At 45.4% G+C, this 20,142-nt stretch carries 16 protein-coding genes; 9 read left to right on the plus strand and 7 right to left on the minus strand.

Annotation, left to right across the window (positions count from 1 at the left end):
- Positions 1 to 371: 371 nt before the first annotated feature.
- Together DYD21_RS18210 and DYD21_RS18225 are read right to left on the minus strand one after the other, a co-directional pair.
- The gene (locus DYD21_RS18210) at positions 372 to 1,562 is read right to left on the minus strand and encodes an ATP-binding protein (protein ID WP_199535604.1); all 1,191 of its coding nucleotides are present in this window, start codon (positions 1,560 to 1,562) and stop codon (positions 372 to 374) included.
- A 782-nt stretch (positions 1,563 to 2,344) separates the two neighbouring features.
- Positions 2,345 to 4,564: an amino acid permease gene (locus DYD21_RS18225; protein WP_116038440.1), complete on the minus strand. Its 2,220-nt coding sequence runs from the start codon at positions 4,562 to 4,564 to the stop codon at positions 2,345 to 2,347.
- A 325-nt stretch (positions 4,565 to 4,889) separates the two neighbouring features.
- Here DYD21_RS18225 and DYD21_RS18230 point away from each other — a divergent pair, with 325 nt between their 5' ends.
- Positions 4,890 to 5,990, plus strand: a complete 1,101-nt coding sequence (locus tag DYD21_RS18230) for a PAS domain-containing sensor histidine kinase (RefSeq protein ID WP_116038441.1) — start codon at positions 4,890 to 4,892, stop codon at positions 5,988 to 5,990.
- 186 nt (positions 5,991 to 6,176) lie between these two features.
- Here the strand turns inward: DYD21_RS18230 and DYD21_RS18235 are convergent, their stop codons facing one another.
- Positions 6,177 to 6,638, minus strand: coding sequence for a TonB family protein (locus tag DYD21_RS18235; RefSeq protein WP_116038442.1), 462 nt, complete (start codon positions 6,636 to 6,638; stop codon positions 6,177 to 6,179).
- Positions 6,639 to 7,355: 717 nt separating this feature from the next.
- Positions 7,356 to 7,550 (minus strand): hypothetical protein, encoded by a 195-nt coding sequence (locus tag DYD21_RS21550; RefSeq protein WP_370051361.1) that lies wholly within the window; start codon positions 7,548 to 7,550, stop codon positions 7,356 to 7,358.
- Here DYD21_RS21550 and DYD21_RS21335 point away from each other — a divergent pair.
- A complete protein-coding gene (locus tag DYD21_RS21335; RefSeq protein ID WP_233505582.1) occupies positions 7,464 to 7,790 on the plus strand; it encodes a hypothetical protein in 327 nt (108 codons plus the stop codon). The genes DYD21_RS21550 and DYD21_RS21335 overlap by 87 nt on opposite strands.
- Positions 7,791 to 8,145: 355 nt before the next feature.
- Here the strand turns inward: DYD21_RS21335 and DYD21_RS18250 are convergent, their stop codons facing one another.
- Positions 8,146 to 8,688, minus strand: coding sequence for a peroxiredoxin (locus DYD21_RS18250; protein WP_158607366.1), 543 nt, complete (start codon positions 8,686 to 8,688; stop codon positions 8,146 to 8,148).
- A gap of 367 nt (positions 8,689 to 9,055) precedes the next feature.
- Here DYD21_RS18250 and DYD21_RS18255 point away from each other — a divergent pair, with 367 nt between their 5' ends.
- Positions 9,056 to 9,394 (plus strand): hypothetical protein, encoded by a 339-nt coding sequence (locus tag DYD21_RS18255; protein WP_147303644.1) that lies wholly within the window; start codon positions 9,056 to 9,058, stop codon positions 9,392 to 9,394.
- A 131-nt stretch (positions 9,395 to 9,525) separates the two neighbouring features.
- Here the strand turns inward: DYD21_RS18255 and DYD21_RS18260 are convergent, their stop codons facing one another.
- The gene (locus tag DYD21_RS18260) at positions 9,526 to 10,590 is read right to left on the minus strand and encodes a cytochrome D1 domain-containing protein (protein ID WP_116038447.1); all 1,065 of its coding nucleotides are present in this window, start codon (positions 10,588 to 10,590) and stop codon (positions 9,526 to 9,528) included.
- Between the two features lie 183 nt (positions 10,591 to 10,773).
- Between DYD21_RS18260 and DYD21_RS18265 the strand changes: the two genes are divergently transcribed.
- Positions 10,774 to 11,241, plus strand: coding sequence for a heme-binding protein (locus tag DYD21_RS18265; RefSeq protein ID WP_116038448.1), 468 nt, complete (start codon positions 10,774 to 10,776; stop codon positions 11,239 to 11,241).
- A gap of 176 nt (positions 11,242 to 11,417) precedes the next feature.
- On the opposite strand, the gene DYD21_RS18270 is transcribed toward DYD21_RS18265, so the two are convergent.
- Entirely contained in the window at positions 11,418 to 11,747 is a 330-nt protein-coding gene (locus DYD21_RS18270; protein ID WP_116038449.1) for a transposase, read from the minus strand.
- Positions 11,748 to 12,141: 394 nt separating this feature from the next.
- On the opposite strand from DYD21_RS18270, the gene DYD21_RS18280 reads away from it, so the two are divergent.
- The 5 genes from DYD21_RS18280 to DYD21_RS18300 all read left to right on the plus strand — a co-directional run bounded on the left by DYD21_RS18280 (position 12,142) and on the right by DYD21_RS18300 (position 20,005).
- Entirely contained in the window at positions 12,142 to 13,494 is a 1,353-nt protein-coding gene (locus DYD21_RS18280; protein WP_116038451.1) for a GntP family permease, read from the plus strand.
- Between the two features lie 306 nt (positions 13,495 to 13,800).
- On the plus strand, positions 13,801 to 14,301 hold the full coding sequence (locus DYD21_RS18285; protein WP_116038452.1) for a gluconokinase: 501 nt from the start codon (positions 13,801 to 13,803) through the stop codon (positions 14,299 to 14,301).
- Positions 14,302 to 14,338: 37 nt separating this feature from the next.
- Positions 14,339 to 15,802 carry a decarboxylating NADP(+)-dependent phosphogluconate dehydrogenase gene (gene gnd, locus DYD21_RS18290; RefSeq protein WP_116038453.1) on the plus strand — a complete coding sequence of 488 codons (1,464 nt, stop codon included), beginning with the start codon at positions 14,339 to 14,341 and terminating at the stop codon, positions 15,800 to 15,802.
- A gap of 618 nt (positions 15,803 to 16,420) precedes the next feature.
- Positions 16,421 to 17,320: a nucleotide excision repair endonuclease gene (locus DYD21_RS18295; RefSeq protein WP_116038454.1), complete on the plus strand. Its 900-nt coding sequence runs from the start codon at positions 16,421 to 16,423 to the stop codon at positions 17,318 to 17,320.
- A 297-nt stretch (positions 17,321 to 17,617) separates the two neighbouring features.
- Positions 17,618 to 20,005 (plus strand): PAS domain S-box protein, encoded by a 2,388-nt coding sequence (locus DYD21_RS18300; protein WP_116038455.1) that lies wholly within the window; start codon positions 17,618 to 17,620, stop codon positions 20,003 to 20,005.
- The last annotated feature ends 137 nt before the right edge of the window (positions 20,006 to 20,142 follow it).

Raw genomic sequence — 20,142 nt, forward strand, 5'->3', positions numbered from 1 at the left:
CAAATGCCTGTATATTATGAGGAGTTGCTTCAAACAAAGCCCTTCTTCTTGAGCAACGGCATTTCTTCTCTCTCTGCTTCTACACTTTCTACATTTTTAATCGCTGGCAGAATTCTGTTGTGGAATTGTTGAGTATTGCGCTGACGCGCAATGTTGAATTGTATCCCGTCATCGTCTGAAATAATTCGTGACCAGGAAAGGCACCTGGGAATTGGTGAGGGAGAGACGGAGTGAAAAGGAGATGGATTGAGTGTTTGTATGTTTATTAGTGTGCTCAGTTCAACAATTCAACTGCCTCTTCCCATCACTCCCTCGCTCTTTCACTCTATCTTTCAGTTGCATCTGATAACGGATAACCAATTTCCCAAAAACTAATTTCCGATTAACCAATCACCTACTCCACCAAATTCTGCCAGGAATTCTTTAATCCCGACTACGTCAATTTTTTCGTGAACTGGATATCTGTCTGTTCCGGGGGTAACGATGAAATTTTTAGTGGTTTGGTTGTCCTCAATTACATTGTGAAATCCCTTTGATGGTTTGGGTGACGGGTTGAGCTTTATTTCGATACACATCAGCGGCTTTTCATTTTGTACCACAACCAGATCTGCCTCCGCACCCTGGTGCGTTCGATAGAAGTAAAAGGTGTACTTGTCGGGTGCAGATGCCAAAATCTGTTGAAGGACAAATCCCTCCCAGGATCCACCCGCGGCCGGATGAGCACGAAGAGAATCCTCGTTGTCAATATCAAGCAGCGCATGAAGAACGCCTGTATCCCTGATGTAGACCTTGGGTGATTTGACCAGCCTTTTTTTTACATTTCTGTGCCACGGCTGCACCCTGCGGATGATATAGGCGTGTTCCAGGTAGTCGAGATACTTTGAGATAGTGGGTGACGACACGCCGACAGAACGCGCCAGGTTCTCCTGGTTCAATAGCTGGCCGTTTTGATGAGCCAGCATTTTCAAAAAGTTTTTCAGTTTCCCAAGGTCGGTGTTCAATCCCAGAAGCGGAAGGTCCCGCTCGATCAGCGTGCGGACATAGTCCTGAAGCCACCGCTGGCTGTATGATCTGTTTTCACTCAAAAATGCTTCCGGAAATCCACCCCTGATCCAAAGCCTGCTGATATCAAATTGACCAGAAATTTCCTGCCATGTGAATGGCGGTAACTCTTCATATGTAATCCGTCCAGCCAGTGATTCAGATGATTCACGTATTAAGACAGGAGATGCAGAACCCAGCAGCAGAAATCGACCGGGCCGCCGGTTGCGATCGATAACAGCCCGGAGAACGGGGAACAGATCAGGCCTGCGCTGAATTTCATCAATAATAATCAGGTGGTCATCAAACCGCTCGAAAAAAAGCTCGGGATCGGCGAGTTTGCCTTCGTCCCTGGGAGATTCGAGATCGAGGTGAACTGTATTTCCATCTCTGTTGGCTGCGACTCGTTTTGCAAGCGTAGTTTTTCCAACCTGCCGCGCACCCGTTAACGCCACAACCGGAAAATTGGTTAACAAATCAAGCACTGCAGACTCTTTAGATCTCAAAATCATATTACCCATGAAAACCCCAATGATCATTTTAAATTATCATGGTAAATATATATTTAAACCATGAAATATTAAAATTATGATTTAAATATTCATGGAACGGACATAGAAGTAATGGAATGATGGGGAGATTGCGAGAGGAAAAAATGACGGGAGACGGAGGACCGGGGACCGAATTTCATATCACGGCTGTACGCGGCGCTGCCGTGTATTGGTTCGACTGTTGTGTGTTATGCGCCGCGCTTCCCTTTCAGCGTTCCTTGTCACCCCGCCTGCCCCGGGCTTTCTCCCGGGGAGCGCAGCCGAGGGGTCTCCTTGTTATTGGAGGGAATTCTAAAAAAACCGTTGCTCAAGATGGATCTAAGAACGGGGAGATGTCTCGACTACACACCTGAAAAGCACAGGTGTTTCGCTCGACATGACATGATGCTTTTTTATGGAACGGCGGCGTATAAAAATCCCAACTGTGACTCACTCTTTCCTACGCCGCCAGACTCATTTTTCTTTCGCGGCGCTGCCGTGTATTGGTTCGACTGTTGTGTGTTATGCGCCGCGCTTATTAACCAATACCCATTGTCATATCGACCGGAGGGCCGTCTTTTGGCCCGGAGCGGAGCTCATCTTTTCCCCGCGAAGCGATATCTCCCTGCTATTGGAGGGAATTCTAAAAAATCGTTGTTCAAGATGGATCTAAACGTGTAGATGTCTCGGCTTCGCACCGGAAATACACCGGTGCTTCGGATCGTGAGAAACTGACACACTGTAAACCTGTACCCTGACACACTGAAAAACTGTCAAGCCAATATATTTTCATTTCCGGAGTCGGCTACAAATACGCAGGCAGACCGGGTGAGTTCAACATAGGATCGGAGTTCATCAAGTTTGGGGTCTTTGGTAAGCCCAAAGAAATCAACATCGGCCTGGGGCGCGGTCTGCAGGGCCTCTTCAAAAGTTCCGATTTCAACATGGGCTGATGCATCTTTCAGCCGTGCGACGTCGAGTAGATTTTCCAGGTATTGGTAGGCGTTTTCTACCTGCGATTCTTCCACAACGGTAATGACCCGCATATCCGCATTCCAGTTTTTCTTTAGTTTATAGGCGGAAAGCAGCGCAAGGTCTACATTGCCGAGGTCCATGTTCAGGTCCCAATGCGGACTTTGCTCCCTGATCCAAACATTAACACTCGCCTGCCTGCCCAGCTGAGCCACAGGATCCTCAATATAGAGCTGAATCCCCATATTATAATACCGGGCCTCATTGATAATCGTGTGAAGTTCATCATCTTTGTCTCTGTCGTTCGATACCCTGAGGAATAAAATATTAGGTTTAAAAAATGTGCCCTGAAAAGTTTGAAGTGAATTCAGTACGGCTTCTTTATAATTGGATGAGTCAATCACCGACCAGCGGGTGTACACATTTTCCCGGCTGAAGGAACTTGCCAGTGTGAAAAGGTCATCACGTAATTTATTGGTGCTCATTTTCTCTGCAATCCCAATCAGTTTGATGGAGCCTTTCGGGAAAACCAGATTACGGATCAGGCTGAAGCTGCCCCTGAGCTCGCGGGAACTTCGTACCGGCACCAGCAGGTTGGCTTTCCATGCACGCTGATTCTCTTCCGGAAGCAGCGACACCCGTTTTGCTGCCCACTCTGCCAGGGATACAAAAAGGCCGCTCCGCATGTCACCGTAGGGTACTTTTAGCTTTCGGTTGGTGAGATAGAAATAGGCGGCAACCACAAACGCGATAGAGATTAACCCAAATGTAGCATTGATGATGAACATCGTAAAGAGGCAGCCGAGTGTGCCGATCAGAGGCACAAATCGAGGCACCGGGAAGGTGGGACGGAAGCTGACCATATCCATCCGCTGCTCAATCAATACCACCAGGTTGATCATCATGTATGTAATGAGAAAGAACATGGTGATGAGCGGGGCGATGGTGTTGAGGTCGCGTACCATAAGCGTGACAATCACAATGCCGCCGGTTAGCAGGATGGCGTTTCGGGGCTCACCATTTCCGGCAATTTTAGAGAAGATTTCTCCGCCGGGAAAGATTCGGTGATCGCCCAGTGCCTGCAGAATACGCGGGGCTCCAACAATGGAAGCCAGGGCGGAGGAGAACGTGGCGCCGAGGAGTCCCGCCAAAACAGCTGACGATGAGAAAGCGTAGTCGATCATCACGTTGTAGTTGCTTACAAGCTCATCGGGAGTGGCCACGCGCGATAGCCAGTATGCGCTCAGAACATAAATCACATAACAGATCAGAACGGCGGAGATCGTACCGAGCGGGATCGATTTCTTCGGGTCTTTAAGTTCACCAGACATGTTGGCCCCGGCCATAATACCCGTGGCTGCAGGAAAGAAAACGGCAAATACGACCCAGAAACTGACTCCAGGAAAGTTATCCTCACTAGCACCCGGAAACTCACCAATCCATTGCGGATCGTGCTCCATCACCCCAAAAAATACACTCGCACCAACGGAGAGCAGCGCGCCGATGATCACGGCCAGAATGACGTATTGAATGCGAAACGCAAGCCGGGCGCTTAGAAAAGCCACGGTAAAAAGCAGGGCAAATACGGTGATGTCGACTATCAGTGCGTGATGTCCCGGAAAAATGTAGAGCCAGCCCTCTCTGAATCCGAAAATATACATTGTGATAGCAAAAGTTTGGGCCAGGTAGAGCGGGATTCCAACGCTGCCGCCAACTTCCAGCCCGAGTGATTGCGAGATGATCGAATAGGCACCACCAGCTTTTATTCGAATATTGGTGGTAATGCACGACATGGATAAAGCCGTAAACGTAACGATGACAAAGGCAATCGTAACAATACCCAGGCCGCCGAGCAGTCCCGCGTTCCCGATGACCCATCCGTGGCGAACAAAAAGAATAACGCCAAGAATCGTAAGAAGTGTAGGGACAAAAACACCGGCAAACGTTCCATACTTATTCTGAACGGTGGACTCTCGTTCATCCACCTGCTCTTGTAGTGACTCCGCTGATGACTCTGCCATCGGTCTGTGATTTGTAGAATTTCCGTTTTACTGGACAACATATCGTGAGTTCGGCATCCGAAAGAAAATCACAAATGAAGTACTCGATTTCATCGGTTCTAATCCCGAACTCACATTAATGTAATACACAGAATGATAATTGCATAACACAAAATTTGGCTGCTAAAATGGTGAGTAAAGCCAATCAAACGCATAACTATTCAACTGACACACTGTAGACCTGACTAACTGTTGCACTGACAAACGGTTTACTTTCTGAAACTATTGGAAATTATAGCTTTGCCGATAAAAAAATCACGTCGTATACTTTCTGATGAACATACATATGAACCTACCACCTTTTTCTCCTGAATTGAAGAAGTCTGAATATGATTACGAGCTGTTTTTCAATCTCTCACCAGATCTTGTTTGTATTGCCGGGTTCGATGGCTACTTCAAACGGGTGAACCCGGCTGTTCAAAACCTGCTTGAATATTCATTTGATGAGCTTTATAGCCGCCCGATTAATGATTTTATCCACCCGGACGACAGGGAGAGAACATCCATTGCCCGGGAAAATATTCACAGGTCCGACTCCCTCCTTAATTTTGAAAACCGGTATGTTACCAAAAAAGGGAGTGTTGTGTGGCTTGAATGGACATCCGAACCCGTGCCGGATGACCGGCTTGTATTTGCCATCGCAAAAAATATCACATACAAAAAACAACTTGAAGCTGAGCAGATCCGGCTGATAGATGAGCTTTCAACGGTGAATGATGAGCTGAAACAGTTTAACCTGACTGCATCTCACGACCTGAGGTCGCCGCTCTCCAGTTTGATGACTATTTTTGACCTGCTTGATGTATCAAAAATAAGCGATCGGGAGACACTTGAGCTGATCGAAATCCTGAAGCTGTCCGGTATTCAGCTCAAAGACACTCTGAACCGGTATGTGGATCGTTTGAGCAATAAGCGCGTTTGTGAAGTAAACGTAGAAAAAGTAAACCTCATGCAAACCCTGGATTCGATAATTCAGGCAATTCCCCTGCTGATTCGTACATCGAAAACCCAAATTCAGTCAGATTTTTCAGAACTCCCCGAAGTAACCTTTAATCCCGCTTATCTCGAGAGTATTTTTATGAACCTGATCACCAATTCCATAAAATATGCCGGCAACGGACGCTCTCCGGTGATCAAAATCAGAAGTGAAATAGAGAATGACACTCCTAAAGTCTTTTTTGAAGATAACGGTCGTGGTTTTAATATGGAATCTGTTCGGGGCAAAATCTTTGGAATTAATCAGACGTTTCATAAAAATTTCGACAGCAAGGGTGTGGGGCTATACCTTGTTCACAAGCATATCACAGACATGGGTGGAGAGATTTCAGTGGAGAGTACCGAAAATATAGGAACGCGATTTGTCATCACGTTTAAAGAGCAGCATTGATAATCTACGGATGGCACGTTAATGGTAAAATGCCAAATGTGAGGTTAATGGATGAGTCATTCATGAATGAAATGTTAAGTTAACAGGCCACGATTATTCGGAAACTCATCCGACGACAACACAATCTCTTTCTGATGGCGATGACGCCCTTTTTGGACTGCTTTTGACATTTTTTTTGAACTCAGGTTATAGAATAAATTCGGTGCGAACCATCCATAAAAAAGAAGCAAATGGCTCATTTTCACTGTTATCGAGGGTGAATGTAGATTCTTTTATCGCATCGATGACAGCTTCGTCGCATCCGTGACCGATCCCTTCTAATACTACGAAGCCGGACGTATCTCCATTTTCATGGATCCGAAATTGAACCGTTACGATACCCTGAACTTCATTCTGTATTGCTTCTTCAGGATAATGTATTCGTTTTCTGAGACCTGAATTTCCTCCTTTAAGGTTCGGGATAGAGAATACCATCACATAAGGGTCAGGGTTATATGTGTCTGAATCCGATTGACTTTCATTTGATTCTTCATTTGGGTTATCATACGGTATCGGCGAAGTTCCCTGGTATTGTATAGCAACTTTTGGCCCGCCGCATGAGAGGAGAAATAGGGATAAAACAACGGAAAAGAATACCGATTGTCGCATAATTATATCTGAAAGTTGAATGTTAATTTTCAACACATTGAAAATAACCCGAACTGTTTCCAGCGATCTTCACGGGGTAAATATATGATATATAGCCGTCGAAAATATTAATCAGGTTGAATATGTCATACAATTCTTTACTACTGAAATAGATGTAATCACATTGTCAAAATCGATCTCTTCTCAGTCTTGTGCAGATTACCGGTTTTTAGATCGCGGAGCATTGCTGATATGTCCTGAATGGATAGAATACTGTCTGCGAAAATTAACGGAACTCTGCGTGAATAAATAAATGGCAGAAGTACAGTTAATTTATCACCTTCGATCACTAAAATAAAGACTTTAATCCCTTTAATGCCATAAATGTCATTCAATCACTTAACTCATATACTTCAATTTTAGAAGCGATTTCATTTTTAGGTCTCAGAATAGCATCCCATAAATCGTTAACAGTGTATTCAGGGCTTCCTCAAAAAGTCACGCCTGAGCGGGCGGCAAACTGAAAACCTGAGTTCGATTAATAATATATTTCATTTATTCGGTATCAAGTCTCCCCTAAAAAGGGGCTCATTTTTTGAACACGCAGCGATAGCGTAGTGAAATTTAGAGGGGTGTTCATCGGTTTTTCTACAGATTTGGTGAACATCCCCCTAAATCCCCCTTTTCTAAGGTGACTTTTGATGTCATTATTTAAGAATCGAACTCAGGTTGAAAGGTTCAGTACAAACAGGGTGGTGCAATCCAGGTTTCGGATGTAGCCTGAAGTTTAGCTTTGATTTGATTCAGCGATAGTGCCTGTTTGGCATTAATAATGCGCTCCTCAATATGGTTGCACTCGGCGTATTCATCCCGCTGTTTCCTCTTCTCGTAGGCGCTGAGTTTGGGCTTTGGCCCTTTGGGCAGGGCCGTCATACGAATGTTTCGGGTGCTGCACCATGTTCGGTTGTCGTTGGTGTGATAAATCTTGTCGCACTGAATCAGCTCCGGGTAATGTCCGGTCAGCAGGCGAGAGGTTCCCGCCTGATGCGACAGGTCAGAGGCTTCATTGTAGGCATCCCAGCTGATCGTCTGGTGGGTCAGGTATTTGCCAAACAGCGACAGACCCAGCTTGGCCCGAACGCTTACGGGAAAAAATCCTCAAATTGGGTCTGATACTGAGATGCATATTTTATCATATGCAAGGTTATTTACCTGAAAGGTGCAAAAACCCCGCATATAAGCTGCGAAAACGACATCTAACCTACAGTACATACGAATTTAGATTGGGTATTAGGACGCTAATTATACGGTAAAAACAATGGGCTTGAACTAAACTGAGGAAACAACATGCCCTCAGTTACAGTAATCAAATACTGTGATAAAAATTTGATGGAGCTACACTTTCTATTCAGTCCTAATATGGACCAGTTTTGCTCTATGAAAAGCAGTTTATGAGAAGATGTTGGACAACCCTAAAAAAAAGCCACCCCGTATAACAATGCGACTGGTAACCAAAGGCACTGAGATATCAATTTTGAGTGAGCTGACGAATCGCAGCAATAACTGCTTCACTATCTCCTTCTGCATCCACCTCTGTATCTTTATATAGTACTGTACCATCCCTGCCTATGATGAAGGTCCATCTTGAAGTAGTTACCGTACGCCGAAGCTCAACTTCTTCGCCATCAACTTCTCTTGTAATCATTCCTCCATCGCGAACAGGTACGCCAAATGAGCGGGCTATACTTCCTTCCGGGTCTGAAAGAAGCGGAAAATTCAGATTATTGGTATGTTTAAAAACACGAAGATTGTTGACCTCATCACCGCTGATACCGACCACTTCAGCTCCCAAATCCAAAAGCTGACTACGGTTATCCCGGAAACTGCATGCCTGTGCTGTACATCCGCCAGTCATTGCTGCCGGATAGAAATAGACAACAAAGATAGATTCTCCGATATTGTTACTGCTGCTCCATTTTTCACCTTCAGCAGTCATAGCTTCAAAGTCAGGGGCTGCATCTCCGATTTCAAGAACTGAATTCTGTGCAGACACTGTTATGACTGAAACCATGACAGTTATCAGACACAGACTCATCATTTTAATAATTGAACTTACATTCATATAAATCTCAGACATTATTTTATCCCGCAAATTAGCGTTTTAGAATTTCATTCAGTAGTCATACAAGTGATAATCACCGTTCACATAATAACACATGTAACAAATTGATTATTGTAAAAAAAGGCATACAAACTTTTCAATTCGAACTCCCTGAAAACATCCCATACTTTCTGATTGAGAGCAATTTTAAAGAGCTGTTAGGAGAAGGTCACTGTCAAAGCACAGGATGTTCAGCTGCCCAAACTTTGAGTATGGTGTCGAAATTACATCTGAATCCGTTTTCCATGTAGCATCTGTCTCCAAACAATTCACTGCTATGGCTGTACAATATTTTATTGATCAATCTGATTCAGATATTTATGTACGCCATGTTTTCTGGTCGCCCGAGTCAGGTGATCTTGAAGAGTACACCGGACGATATTACTCATCAGATCTGGGAACGGAATACAGCTTTACAGTCGAAAATGGAAGATTGCGATTTCATCACCGGAAACTCGATTCACAATCATTATTCCCTGTATTTCCGGATGCATTCCGTTCGGGAGGCAGGATAATAGTCTTCACAGTTTTCACAAGAGACGAAGATCATCACCTTAATGGCTTCCGGGTATCCGACAGCCGGGTATGGGAGGGCCGGTTTGACCGGATTCAGTGACCCAAATACTGAATATCCGTATACATGCGTGTTGAACAGAATTGGGAGGTGTTTGTTGATTATAAAAAATTCCCCGAATGGAACTCATTCATCTACCGGATGTAAAACCAATGACATTTAATCCAAGCTGATTAATGATCTATCCCCACAAACGCCATTCCGTCTGGTTCCTCGCCTGTTTCAATATGATCGATTATCTCAAAACTCTCTAAGTCAATCATATATAGCCTGTCGGTCTGCGTACCTGCCACAAGAATACGGTTCCCGGGTATAATTAACATACCAACCGGGCCAGCGTTCAAATCACTGTCTGGCTCAAGATCGATTCGCATAAGCTCCGTACGGCTTGCACTGTCGAACACAGACACATCACCTCCCTCCATATTGGCAACAAGCACATGATCCCCATCTGGTGTAAAATTGGACCGTATTGGAAACGAACCGGCCTCTATAGTTTCAATAACTTCATAATTCTCCAGATCAATGATAGAGACTGTATCTTCATATCGATTCGATATCCAGAGTTCTGACTCATCCGGTGAAATCGCAATACCCTCGGCTCCTTCACCGGTATCCAATTGTGCGATCACTTCACCAGCCTGCATATCGATTATACTCATTGTCCCGTAGTCGATATTTGCGACGTAGGCTTTTGAATTGTCGGAAGACAAGTGTACGATATGCGATCTCTGCTGATTTGTTGGGGTGACCTGGACAATTTCATCAGTGGGAAAATGTAACACAATCAATGCTTCCTGAACTTCGGCTGTAACAGCAATATGCTCCCCGTCATTTAACCATGCCAGCCCATGAGGACGTGCATATTCACCAAGATCGATTTCACGGTCAACCACGAGTTCTTCCAAATCGATAACGGTCAGTGTATTGCCCGGTTCACCGTCATATTCACCATAGTTTGAGGCTAATGCATACCTTCCATCCGGTGAGATTACCGCTTCATGTGGTGCAACACCGGTTGGTAGAGTTGCCAATACTTCCCTGGACTCCATATCGATGATCATCGCCGTATAACCCGACTTGTTGAGAACTACAAGTTTTCCAGAGTCTTCAGTTCGTTCCGTACCTTCATTTTGGCCACAACCAAAACCCGAGAGGACCAAAAGGGCCAGGATGATAATAGAAAACGGATTCCTTAAATTTTTTTGCCTTATCAATTGAATAAATGAATCGGCCATATAATGCCTCCAGTGTTGGTATTAATTGTTGCAATTATGATATTATGACAGAATTGTGATGGTAGTTATACAAAGTTTACAAGTAAGTCAATATTCCCAACAGCGTAATGGATCTAAACTAAAAAATTTATATTACATCGACTACAATACTCTTTCAAACCTCAACCAAATCAAAAACCCTCTATGATGAGAATATGTGGAATTATACTAGCAGTTTCACTTTTATTGATACCTGTTGACCTGTATTCCCAGGACACGTCAGTCAGAGTTCTGTCTCTGGAAGATGCTAAGAGAATTGCAAATGCTGCTGAAGCAAGAGCGATGGAGGACAACTGGACCGTTGTCATTACAATCATCGATGCTGGAGGTCACCCAATTTTACTGCATCGGGTTGATGATACACAGATCGGCAGTATTGGAATTGCTCTTCAGAAAGCAAAAACTGCCGTTTTTTACAAACGACCAACGAAAGCGTTCCAGGATGGAGTTGCAGCAGGAAATACCGGTATTCTGAACCTCCCCGATTTATTACCATTTGAAGGAGGCCTACCGATCATGTATGATGGTGCCGTTATCGGGGGGATTGGAGTTAGCGGTGTAACGGCTGCACAGGATGGAATCATCGCGCAGGCTGGAATTGATGCATTATAAATAATGCAACTTTCTGAATTCTGCTCTTAACTCCAATGAGATCTGATTCAGGGACATATTCACTGCTGACAGGATCATTACTTATCAAATCTGGTTGCCCTTGCATATCAAAATTGCAAGGGTGACTTACTGATTCCAGTTCAACAGTTATTCTACTTCAATTATCTAAGGCTTCCTCAAAAAGTCACGCCTGAGTGGGCGGCAAAGACTGAAAGGTTCAGTACAAACAGGGTGACTGCAATCCAGGTTTCGGATGTGCCCTGAAGTTTGGCTTTGATTTGATTCAGTGAAAGCGCCTGTTTGGCATTGCCGATGCGCTCCTCAATATGGTTACGCTCGGCGTATTCACCCCGCTGTTTTCTCTTCTCGTAGGTGCTGAGTTTGGGCTTTGGTCCTTTGGGCAGGGCCGTCATACGAATGTTTCGGGTGCTGCACCATGTTCGGTTGTTGTTGGTGTGATAAATCTTGTCGCACTGAATCAGCTCCGGGTAATGTCCGGTCAGCAGTCGATAGGTTCCCGCCTGATGCTACAGGTCAGAGGCTTCATTGTAGGCATCCCAGCTGATCGTCTGGTGGGTCAGGTATTTGCCAAACAGCGACAGGCCCCAGCCTGGCCCCGAACGCTTACGGGAGAAAATCCTCAAATTGGGTCTGATACTGAGATGTATATTTTATCATATGCAAGGTTATTTATCAGAAAGGCGCAAAAACCCCGCATAAAAGCTACGAAAACGACATCTAACTTACTGTAATTACGTTATTTAGACTGAATATAGGTGGCTCTGTTTAGAGTTGATCCATAAGGTGTGAGATTGTAATTGTATTAATCAATAAAATCACTTTACTTATTCGTCGGCAGTTGCAGCACCCTCAATAAAATAGCAACTCAGTAAATCCATAATGTCAGCTACCTTCCTGATTTTATTAACCGCGGGCAGTATTGCACTTCTTCTGATTTTGATAATGGTAGTTCGGGTTCAGGCGTTTCTCGCCCTTCTGCTGGTAAGTATCATAGTGGCAATAGTGGGCGGAATCCCGATCACAGAAATCACACAGGCTATCCAGGACGGGATGGGAGGTACGCTCGGCTATATCGCCATTGTGGTCGGCATCGGTACAATGCTGGGAGAAATTGTTCAGGTCTCCGGCGGAGCCCAGCGGATAGCAGATACGATCATCCGGTCGTTCGGCGAAAACAAATCACAGTGGGCGCTGGCTGCTGTCGGGCTGATCGTTGCGATCCCGGTCTTTTTTGAAGTGGCGCTGATTTTGTTTATTCCGTTGATTTACGACATGACCCGCAAAACCGGCCGGTCAATTCTCTATTACGGGATTCCGCTTGTTGGCGGCATCGCTGTTGCCCACGCGTTTATTCCTCCCACTCCGGGACCGGTTGCTGTAGCTTCTCTGATCGGGGCAGATTTGGGATGGGTGATTCTGATGGGAATTATTGCGGGAGTTCCGTCAGCCGCGGTTGGCGGTGTCTTTTTTGGGAAATTTATCGCTAAAAAAATCCACCGTGATGTACCCGATTATATGGAGGTCGAGGTGCCGGAATCCGCGGCGGATCGCGAACGAAAACTGCCTTCATTCGGAATGGTTATTTCCATCATCGCACTACCTCTCGTATTGATTCTGCTGAACACCGGTAGTGATATCCTGCTTGCAGAAGGCGATCCGGTCCGCCGATGGCTTTCATTAATTGGGCACCCCTTCACAGCACTTCTCCTGGCTACTCTGCTTTCGTTCTATCTGCTCGGAACACGCCTCGGTTTTACCGCAGCAGAAATTCAAAAAATTGCATCACGTTCGATGGAGCCGGTTGGAATGATCATCCTGGTGACCGGAGCCGGCGGTGCATTTGGTCAGATTTTAATTGCAACCGGAGTGGGGGAAGCGCTTGTCGGCCTGATGGAGGATACCAACATGCCGGTCATACTGTTCGCATTTCTGGTGGCAACCGTCGTGAGGGTGTCGCAGGGTTCAGCTACCGTGGCGATGGTTACAGCGGCCGGTCTGATCGCGCCCATCGTTTCGATGGGTGATTACTCCGCTCCGCTGCTCGCCTGCATCACCATTGCGATTGCGTGCGGGGGGACGGTCCTCTCCCATGTAAATGATTCCGGATTCTGGCTGGTGAACCAGTACATGGGGCTCACCGAAAAGGAGACGCTTCAATCATGGACGGTGATGGAAACGATCATCGGGCTGACCGGACTGGCCGTGGTGATGACCATCGGCGCATTTTTATAATTGAGTTGATCGTTGCGATCTGAGTCGCCAAATCTGATTGTCAATTTTTATGAACCTGAGTTCGAATCTAAAATTGAGTAAAAAAGTGGCTGACACTGTCCAAAAGGGTGTCATCCCGTACTTGATACGGGATCTCTTATCCCTAATACAGACAGGAGATATCGCTTCGCGGGGAAAAGATGAGCGGATTAAAGTCCGGTATGACAGTACTGATGATAATATTCATTGTTGTACACCCTTTTGGACAGTATTAGCCACATTTTAACATTTAAATAAGACATTATTAATCGAACTCAGGTTATGACTATGTCACCGAATAATATCATTTTAATGGGGGTGTCCGGTTGCGGAAAAACATCGGTCGGGAAAAAGCTGGCAGCCGGCCTGGGGATACCGTTTTTTGATGGGGATGATTTCCATCCCGAAAAAAATGTGGAGAAGATGCGTTCCGGGCGTCCGCTGAATGATAGCGACCGCCGTCCCTGGCTGGAAAATCTGGCAGAATTGCTCGCCACAAAAAAACAGGACCAAGGGTGTGTTCTCGCCTGTTCTGCCCTGAAGCAACAATACCGAAAAATGCTCTCAGCTGAAGGTGGGGAACCGATAGTTGTATATCTAAAAGGCGAAAAGGATTTGATTTCGGAAAGACTCCGAAGCCGTGAAGGCCATTACATGCCACCGGAACTTTTAGATTCTCAATTTAATGATTTGGAGGAACCGGAATCGGCAATTGCAGTGTCTATTAATCAACCGGTGGATCGCATTGTGGAAGAAATTATCCGTAAAATTGAGCTGATACAAAACTGAGATCGGGATGAATCGTAACGGTTAAAGGATACAGATTATGGCAGGAAAATCAGATATCGGGCTGTATGGACTTGGAGTAATGGGGCAGAGTCTTGCACTCAATTTTGAGGATCGTGGATGGACGGTCTCGGTTTTTAACAGAATGGAGGGAGATGAGAAGAAGATTATCGGTCAGTTTATGGAGAATCGTGCAGCCGGCAAAAAAATCACTCCGGCGCAAACTGTAAAAGATTTTGTGATCTCCCTGGAACGTCCGCGGAAAATTGTGCTGATGGTGAGCGCGGGAAAAGCGGTGGATTCTGTCATATCAACCCTCATTCCTCATCTTGAAAAGGGAGATATCCTCGTGGATGGAGGAAACTCCTATTTTGGAGACACAGAACGAAGATGGAAAGAACTTGAGGAGAAAGGAATCCGGTTTGTGGGGATGGGCGTTTCCGGCGGAGAGGAGGGCGCCCGTTTCGGGCCATCGATGATGCCGGGCGGATCGGCGGGTGCGTGGAATGAAATTCAGCCGATAATGGAGAGTGCGGCAGCAGTGAGCGGTGGCGGGGAATCGTGCTGCAGATGGATCGGGAGCGGCGGATCGGGCCATTTCGTAAAGATGGTCCACAACGGAATTGAATATGGGGATATGCAGATCATCGCAGAAGCGTGCGACCTGATGCAGCGTGTTTTTGATATGAGTGCTGATGAAATCTCCACGGTTTTCCGCCGGTGGAACGAGGGACGTTTGAATGGATATCTGACTGAAATTACCGCTGATATCTTTGCTTTTAAAGACTCTGACGGCGAGCCGCTGGTACATCGAATCCTGGATGCCGCCGGTCAGAAAGGAACCGGTAGGTGGACTGTAGTTACCGCTCTCGAACTCGGTATTCCCGTTCCGGTGATTTCCGCAGCGGTCAGCAGCCGCGGATTTTCTGCATTTAAAGAACTGCGAAAGGTGATCTCGGAAAAAAGTCCGGTCAGTTTTCCCAGGGATATCCCGCAAGAAAGCCTGGATGAAAGAGTGAGTCAATTGGAACAAGCAGTTATTGCCGCCCGGCTGATCAACCTCGCGGAAGGCTTCTGCCTGATCCGTGAAGGATCCGACGCACACGGCTGGGATATTGATGCAAAATCAGTTGCAAAAATCTGGCAGGGCGGGTGTATCATCCGGTCTGAAATGCTGGTCGATGTTGCTGAAGCGTTTTCCGGAAACCCGCAACTTGTTCATTTGTTATTAAATGAAAGCATTCATTCTGAAATTGAATCTGCATACCCCGGACTGACCGCAACCGTGGCACTGGCCGGAGAGGCAGGTGTTGCAGTGCCGGCAATTTCAGCAGCGCTGAATCAATTCAACTCGCTGCGATCCGCAACTCTTCCTGCCAATATTATCCAGGCTCAGCGTGATTACTTTGGGGCGCATACCTACGAACGAACCGACCGGCCCCGTGGTGAATTTTTTCACACCGATTGGAAAAAGAAAAAACCGTATTTGAGAGACGAAAAATAAAATTTTATACAATTGGTGAATTCACCGCGAAGGCGCGAGGACTCGAAGTTCCACGAAGTTTGTGTATAGAATTTAAATACCTTCGTGAACCTTCGCGTCCTCTAGTGTCAAGTCAATTTTGATTTGTCGGATTAATGAAATACCCTCATCCGCTGACTCCACGTCATCGGATGAGTTGTTTGGAGAGAGATATTACTCTATAAACCTGAGTTCTATCACTAAAAATGGCAAAATCAGTTGAACAAGGGCGTTAGTTGAACTAATTCGTCAACAATTATGTCATGCCGGACTTAGATTCGGCATCTCCTGCCTTCGTTAAGGACAGTAGATCACGTCCCGAATGCTTTCGGGATGCGAGATGACGCTTTTGTTGGACTGATTTTATGATATCCGTCAAATTTAAGAACTCATGTTATAAGGTTTTGCACTGGTTAATGTAAAGGTCGGACAATTCACCGGATGAAGCGAATTCATCCGGTGAAGATTTGCACCAAACATACCCGTCGATACATCATTGACACGACACTATACCTCGTGGTAAAATGACACATTTGATCAGGACACGAGTGACATAATGCAGTCACGCTTACCTGGTAGCTTGTCTCCAAAAACAAACAAATGCCGCTGAAAACCGAAACCCTTTTTCCGCCGGAACCATTGCTGCTCAACAGATTGGGAGCCGAAGTGTTCGATTCTGTTCCAACGACGCCAGGCATCTATCGATTTTACGACCGGGAGGGTAACCTTCTCTACGTGGGTAAGGCGAAAAATCTGCGGAGACGTATTTTTACCTATAAACAGGCATCATCCGGCAGTGTTTCTGGGAAAGTTGCGAGGATGATCGGCCGGATCGGTTCATTTGATTTTGAAGAGACCGAAACAGAAATGGAAGCACTGCTTCTCGAAAATCGCTGGATCAGGGAGAAGCGTCCGCCTTTCAATCACGCCAATAAACAGACGGAAGCGTATTATTATGTGTATATACAAATAAGTAAAGAGTCACTTGAGTTTCGCCTGGCGATGCGAATTCACGAAGAGACAGAGCCGGAACACTGGCACGGTTCCTTTAAAGGTCACCGGCCCGTTCGGATTGCCTTCGGGCGGATGCTTCAGCTGCTCTGGATGGCTGAAAATCGGTGTTGTTGTCCGCACCATCTGCCGGTTCAGCTTACACGCCGTCTCACCCCAATGCGATATACTCTTTACTGGAACGGAAAAAACTCGCTGTCATATCTTTGTAACCTGAAGGACCTCATCAATCGCTGGATTACAGGTGAGGCGTGTGAACTGCTCGATTTGTTCAATGTTTGGATTGGTGAAGGAGAAAATATGACCCCATTCCAGGCCCGGTATTTAGAATCAGGACTGGAAACACTGAGACAGTTTTACGAACGCAAACTCGTGGTTCACAGAAAATTACAAAAACTTCTCCCGGAAGGTGACCGGCTAATTTCACAGGAGTGCCTGGATGATTATTTAGCCCGAATATCTCACACAACTTTAATGGAAAGCCGGTAATTAAAACTGGCATTCATTGATTGAGGTTCTGGATGAAGAAGTTGTTTGTTCTTTCTAAATGAACACTCTATTATACGCAGATTCCTGTTTATCATGTCCCATGATGAAATGAGGTAAACCAGTAATTAATTCGGCTCAGGCACAGTTGGTTTAATCCTTTTGAGAATGTACCGATAATAGAATAATTGAATTCTGTGAATTACAGTAGCTGAGGGCTTCAATTCTTCAGGGATCAGCTACCAGGCAGGAAATTGAAGAGAATGGTTTTCGGAATAAAAAAAATATAAGCATTATCGAATGGACTCGAGTGTAATATCGGACCTTATTGAAGAGCTCCAGAAACCGGGCGAGTTGAACGGTACTGTACGATCGAAACTGATGGAGGTTTTGAGATCGTATGAAGAGAGAAATGTACGTGATAACCTGATAAAATCTCTTACTGAAATCAGTAAAGGGATGGTGTCGGCAAAAAACTGGACGAAACTACTCAGAGCAAGTTTCAGGAAACTTGGCAAAGGTATCCTCGCTGATCGCATCTGCTATTATGAACTCAGCCCCGAAAACGGTACCGGTTCGAAGGGAATGACCCTGAAAGTAGAATGGAACAGTGAACATGCTCTTGAGGAATTTGGAATAACCAGCCGGCGGATTCTTCCGGATGATTTGTATTACGAACTTTTTACCACGCTACAGAATCGAAGTCCGTTTCAGACCTTCCGAAGTCATCAGCATAAGGGTGAGCTGAAAAACCTGATGGTGGATGATGGTGTCAACACCTTACTCCTTCTGCCTGTTATTCTATCTGATTCTCTCTACGGGATCATTCGTATCGACACGTGTAAACATTTCCGTTCATGGTCGGATCGCGAGATATCACTGCTTCAGCCAATTGTATTCCAGGTCCGGAACTTGCTGGAGAAACGAAATATGGAGAAACAGATTTTCAATATCCATAATCAGGCCCGAATCGGTACGTGGGAAATGGATCTTGATAACAATGGGGTCATCTGGTCACCCATCACAAAAGAGATTTTCGGTTTTCCGCCGGATACGAAGCCGGATATGGATATGATTATGGAGATTTTTGCGAACGAAGAATCTCAAAAAAAGGTGTTAGAAGCGGTAGAGAGAGCCAAAACAACAGGCGAACCCTATGATATGGAACTGCAGGTTCGTACCGCAAATGGAGAATATAAATGGATCCGGGATACAGGCCAGGCGGAAATCAGGAACGGTAAATGTGTGCGGCTTTATGGCATAGTCCAGGACATTCATAAGCGTAAAGTAGCAGAGCTGGAATCGCAGAAAAATAAACAACTGCTCGAAGCGATCACCCAAAAAACCGATGTGGCAGTGTGGGTCCGTAATTATTCCGGAGAGATTATCTTTGTGAACCGTGAATGGAAAAAAATATTCGGACTCGATAAAGAACATCTCGAAGGAAAAAATGTGTACGACCTTTTCGAAAAAAAGGTGGCGGATGACCTGATTAAATCAGATCGCAAAGTTTTGCAAATGAACGATCAGGTAGTGTTTGAAGAGTATATCGACACAGCACAGGGCCACCGGCACTATATGGTAAACAAGTTCCCGATCGTTGGTATACCTGGCCTGGAAGATGCTGCCGGAGGAATTGGTACAGATATAACTGAAATTAAAAAAACCGAGAAACAGCTTCAGAGAGCAGAACAGAAATTGCGTGATATTATCGAACACAGCACCAACCTTTTCTACACGCACAATATTGAAAACGAATTAACATACGTAAGCCCTCAATCGGTTGAATTTCTTGGCTATGAACCACATGAGGCCAGGCGGAGATGGATTGAGTTTGTAACCGATCATCCGGCAAACGAGTATGGCATAAAATGCACTCAAAAAGCGATTGAGACAGGAAAAACTCAGCCGCCATTTGAACTACAGTTAAAGAAAGGGAACGGTGAAATCATCTGGGTCGAGGTCAATGAAGCACCTGTCGTTAAAGACGGGAAAACAGTCTCAATTGCGGGTTCACTTACCGATATCACCGAACGGAAAAAAGCGCAGGAAGCGATCAAAGCGAACCTGAAAGAGAAAAACACGCTTCTGGCAGAGATACATCACCGGGTAAAAAATAACCTGGCCGTTGTGGCAAGCCTGATGCAGCTTCAGGCGATGGAATCTACTTCCGAAGAACTCGAAGAGCAGCTGATTGAAAGTGTTCTCCGCATTAAATCGATGGCTTCCATTCACGAGCACCTCTACAAAACCGATACGTTTTCTCGTCTCAATTTTGGCAATAATCTTAAGGGACTTATATCAGATATCATCAACACCATGCAGTACTCATCACAAATCGATCTGAAGTTTGAATTCGAAGATGTGTTCCTGAATGTGAACCAGGCCATACCAAGCTCGCTGATCATAAATGAAGTGGTGACCAATATTATCAAGCATGGTTTTAAAGGATTGAAAAGCGGGTATATTCTGGCCACGCTCAGCCAGACCGGTGATGAGATAACGCTGAAAATTGAGGATAACGGGCGTGGTTTCCCGGATGATTTTAATCCCGACTCTACAAATACTCTCGGGATGCAGCTCATAAAAACACTGACTACCCAGCTCGAAGGTACATACAACTATACTTCTTTAGACAAGGGCGTCCGCTTTTCACTCACTTTCCAGGCCAATCAGTTGCCCTCCTGAATTTTGAAGCACGATCAGACAAAGTGATAGGGAATGGATTCTATGGATCTTTTTTAGTGTAAAAAGCAGACCTAAACAAAAGTCATTGGATGGGAAACTTCATCGGATGAATTCGCTTCATCCGATGAATCGTTCCA

It is taken from the genome of Rhodohalobacter sp. SW132 (genome assembly GCF_003390325.1).
In the GTDB taxonomy this organism is placed as follows: Bacteria; Bacteroidota; Rhodothermia; order Balneolales; family Balneolaceae; genus SW132.

Excerpts from the sequence above, each read along its gene's own strand:
- DYD21_RS18210 (WP_199535604.1), bottom strand. The coding sequence starts at position 1,562 with ATGGGTAATATGATTTTGAGATCTAAAGAGTCTGCAGTGCTTGATTTG.
- DYD21_RS18225 (WP_116038440.1), bottom strand. The coding sequence starts at position 4,564 with ATGGCAGAGTCATCAGCGGAGTCACTACAAGAGCAGGTGGATGAACGA.
- DYD21_RS18230 (WP_116038441.1), top strand. The coding sequence starts at position 4,890 with ATGAACCTACCACCTTTTTCTCCTGAATTGAAGAAGTCTGAATATGAT.
- DYD21_RS18235 (WP_116038442.1), bottom strand. The coding sequence starts at position 6,638 with ATGCGACAATCGGTATTCTTTTCCGTTGTTTTATCCCTATTTCTCCTC.
- DYD21_RS21335 (WP_233505582.1), top strand. The coding sequence starts at position 7,464 with ATGGTTGCACTCGGCGTATTCATCCCGCTGTTTCCTCTTCTCGTAGGC.
- DYD21_RS21550 (WP_370051361.1), bottom strand. The coding sequence starts at position 7,550 with ATGACGGCCCTGCCCAAAGGGCCAAAGCCCAAACTCAGCGCCTACGAG.
- DYD21_RS18250 (WP_158607366.1), bottom strand. The coding sequence starts at position 8,688 with ATGGTTTCAGTCATAACAGTGTCTGCACAGAATTCAGTTCTTGAAATC.
- DYD21_RS18255 (WP_147303644.1), top strand. The coding sequence starts at position 9,056 with ATGGCTGTACAATATTTTATTGATCAATCTGATTCAGATATTTATGTA.
- DYD21_RS18260 (WP_116038447.1), bottom strand. The coding sequence starts at position 10,590 with ATGGCCGATTCATTTATTCAATTGATAAGGCAAAAAAATTTAAGGAAT.
- DYD21_RS18265 (WP_116038448.1), top strand. The coding sequence starts at position 10,774 with ATGATGAGAATATGTGGAATTATACTAGCAGTTTCACTTTTATTGATA.
- DYD21_RS18280 (WP_116038451.1), top strand. The coding sequence starts at position 12,142 with ATGTCAGCTACCTTCCTGATTTTATTAACCGCGGGCAGTATTGCACTT.
- DYD21_RS18285 (WP_116038452.1), top strand. The coding sequence starts at position 13,801 with ATGTCACCGAATAATATCATTTTAATGGGGGTGTCCGGTTGCGGAAAA.
- gnd (WP_116038453.1), top strand. The coding sequence starts at position 14,339 with ATGGCAGGAAAATCAGATATCGGGCTGTATGGACTTGGAGTAATGGGG.
- DYD21_RS18295 (WP_116038454.1), top strand. The coding sequence starts at position 16,421 with ATGCCGCTGAAAACCGAAACCCTTTTTCCGCCGGAACCATTGCTGCTC.
- DYD21_RS18300 (WP_116038455.1), top strand. The coding sequence starts at position 17,618 with ATGGACTCGAGTGTAATATCGGACCTTATTGAAGAGCTCCAGAAACCG.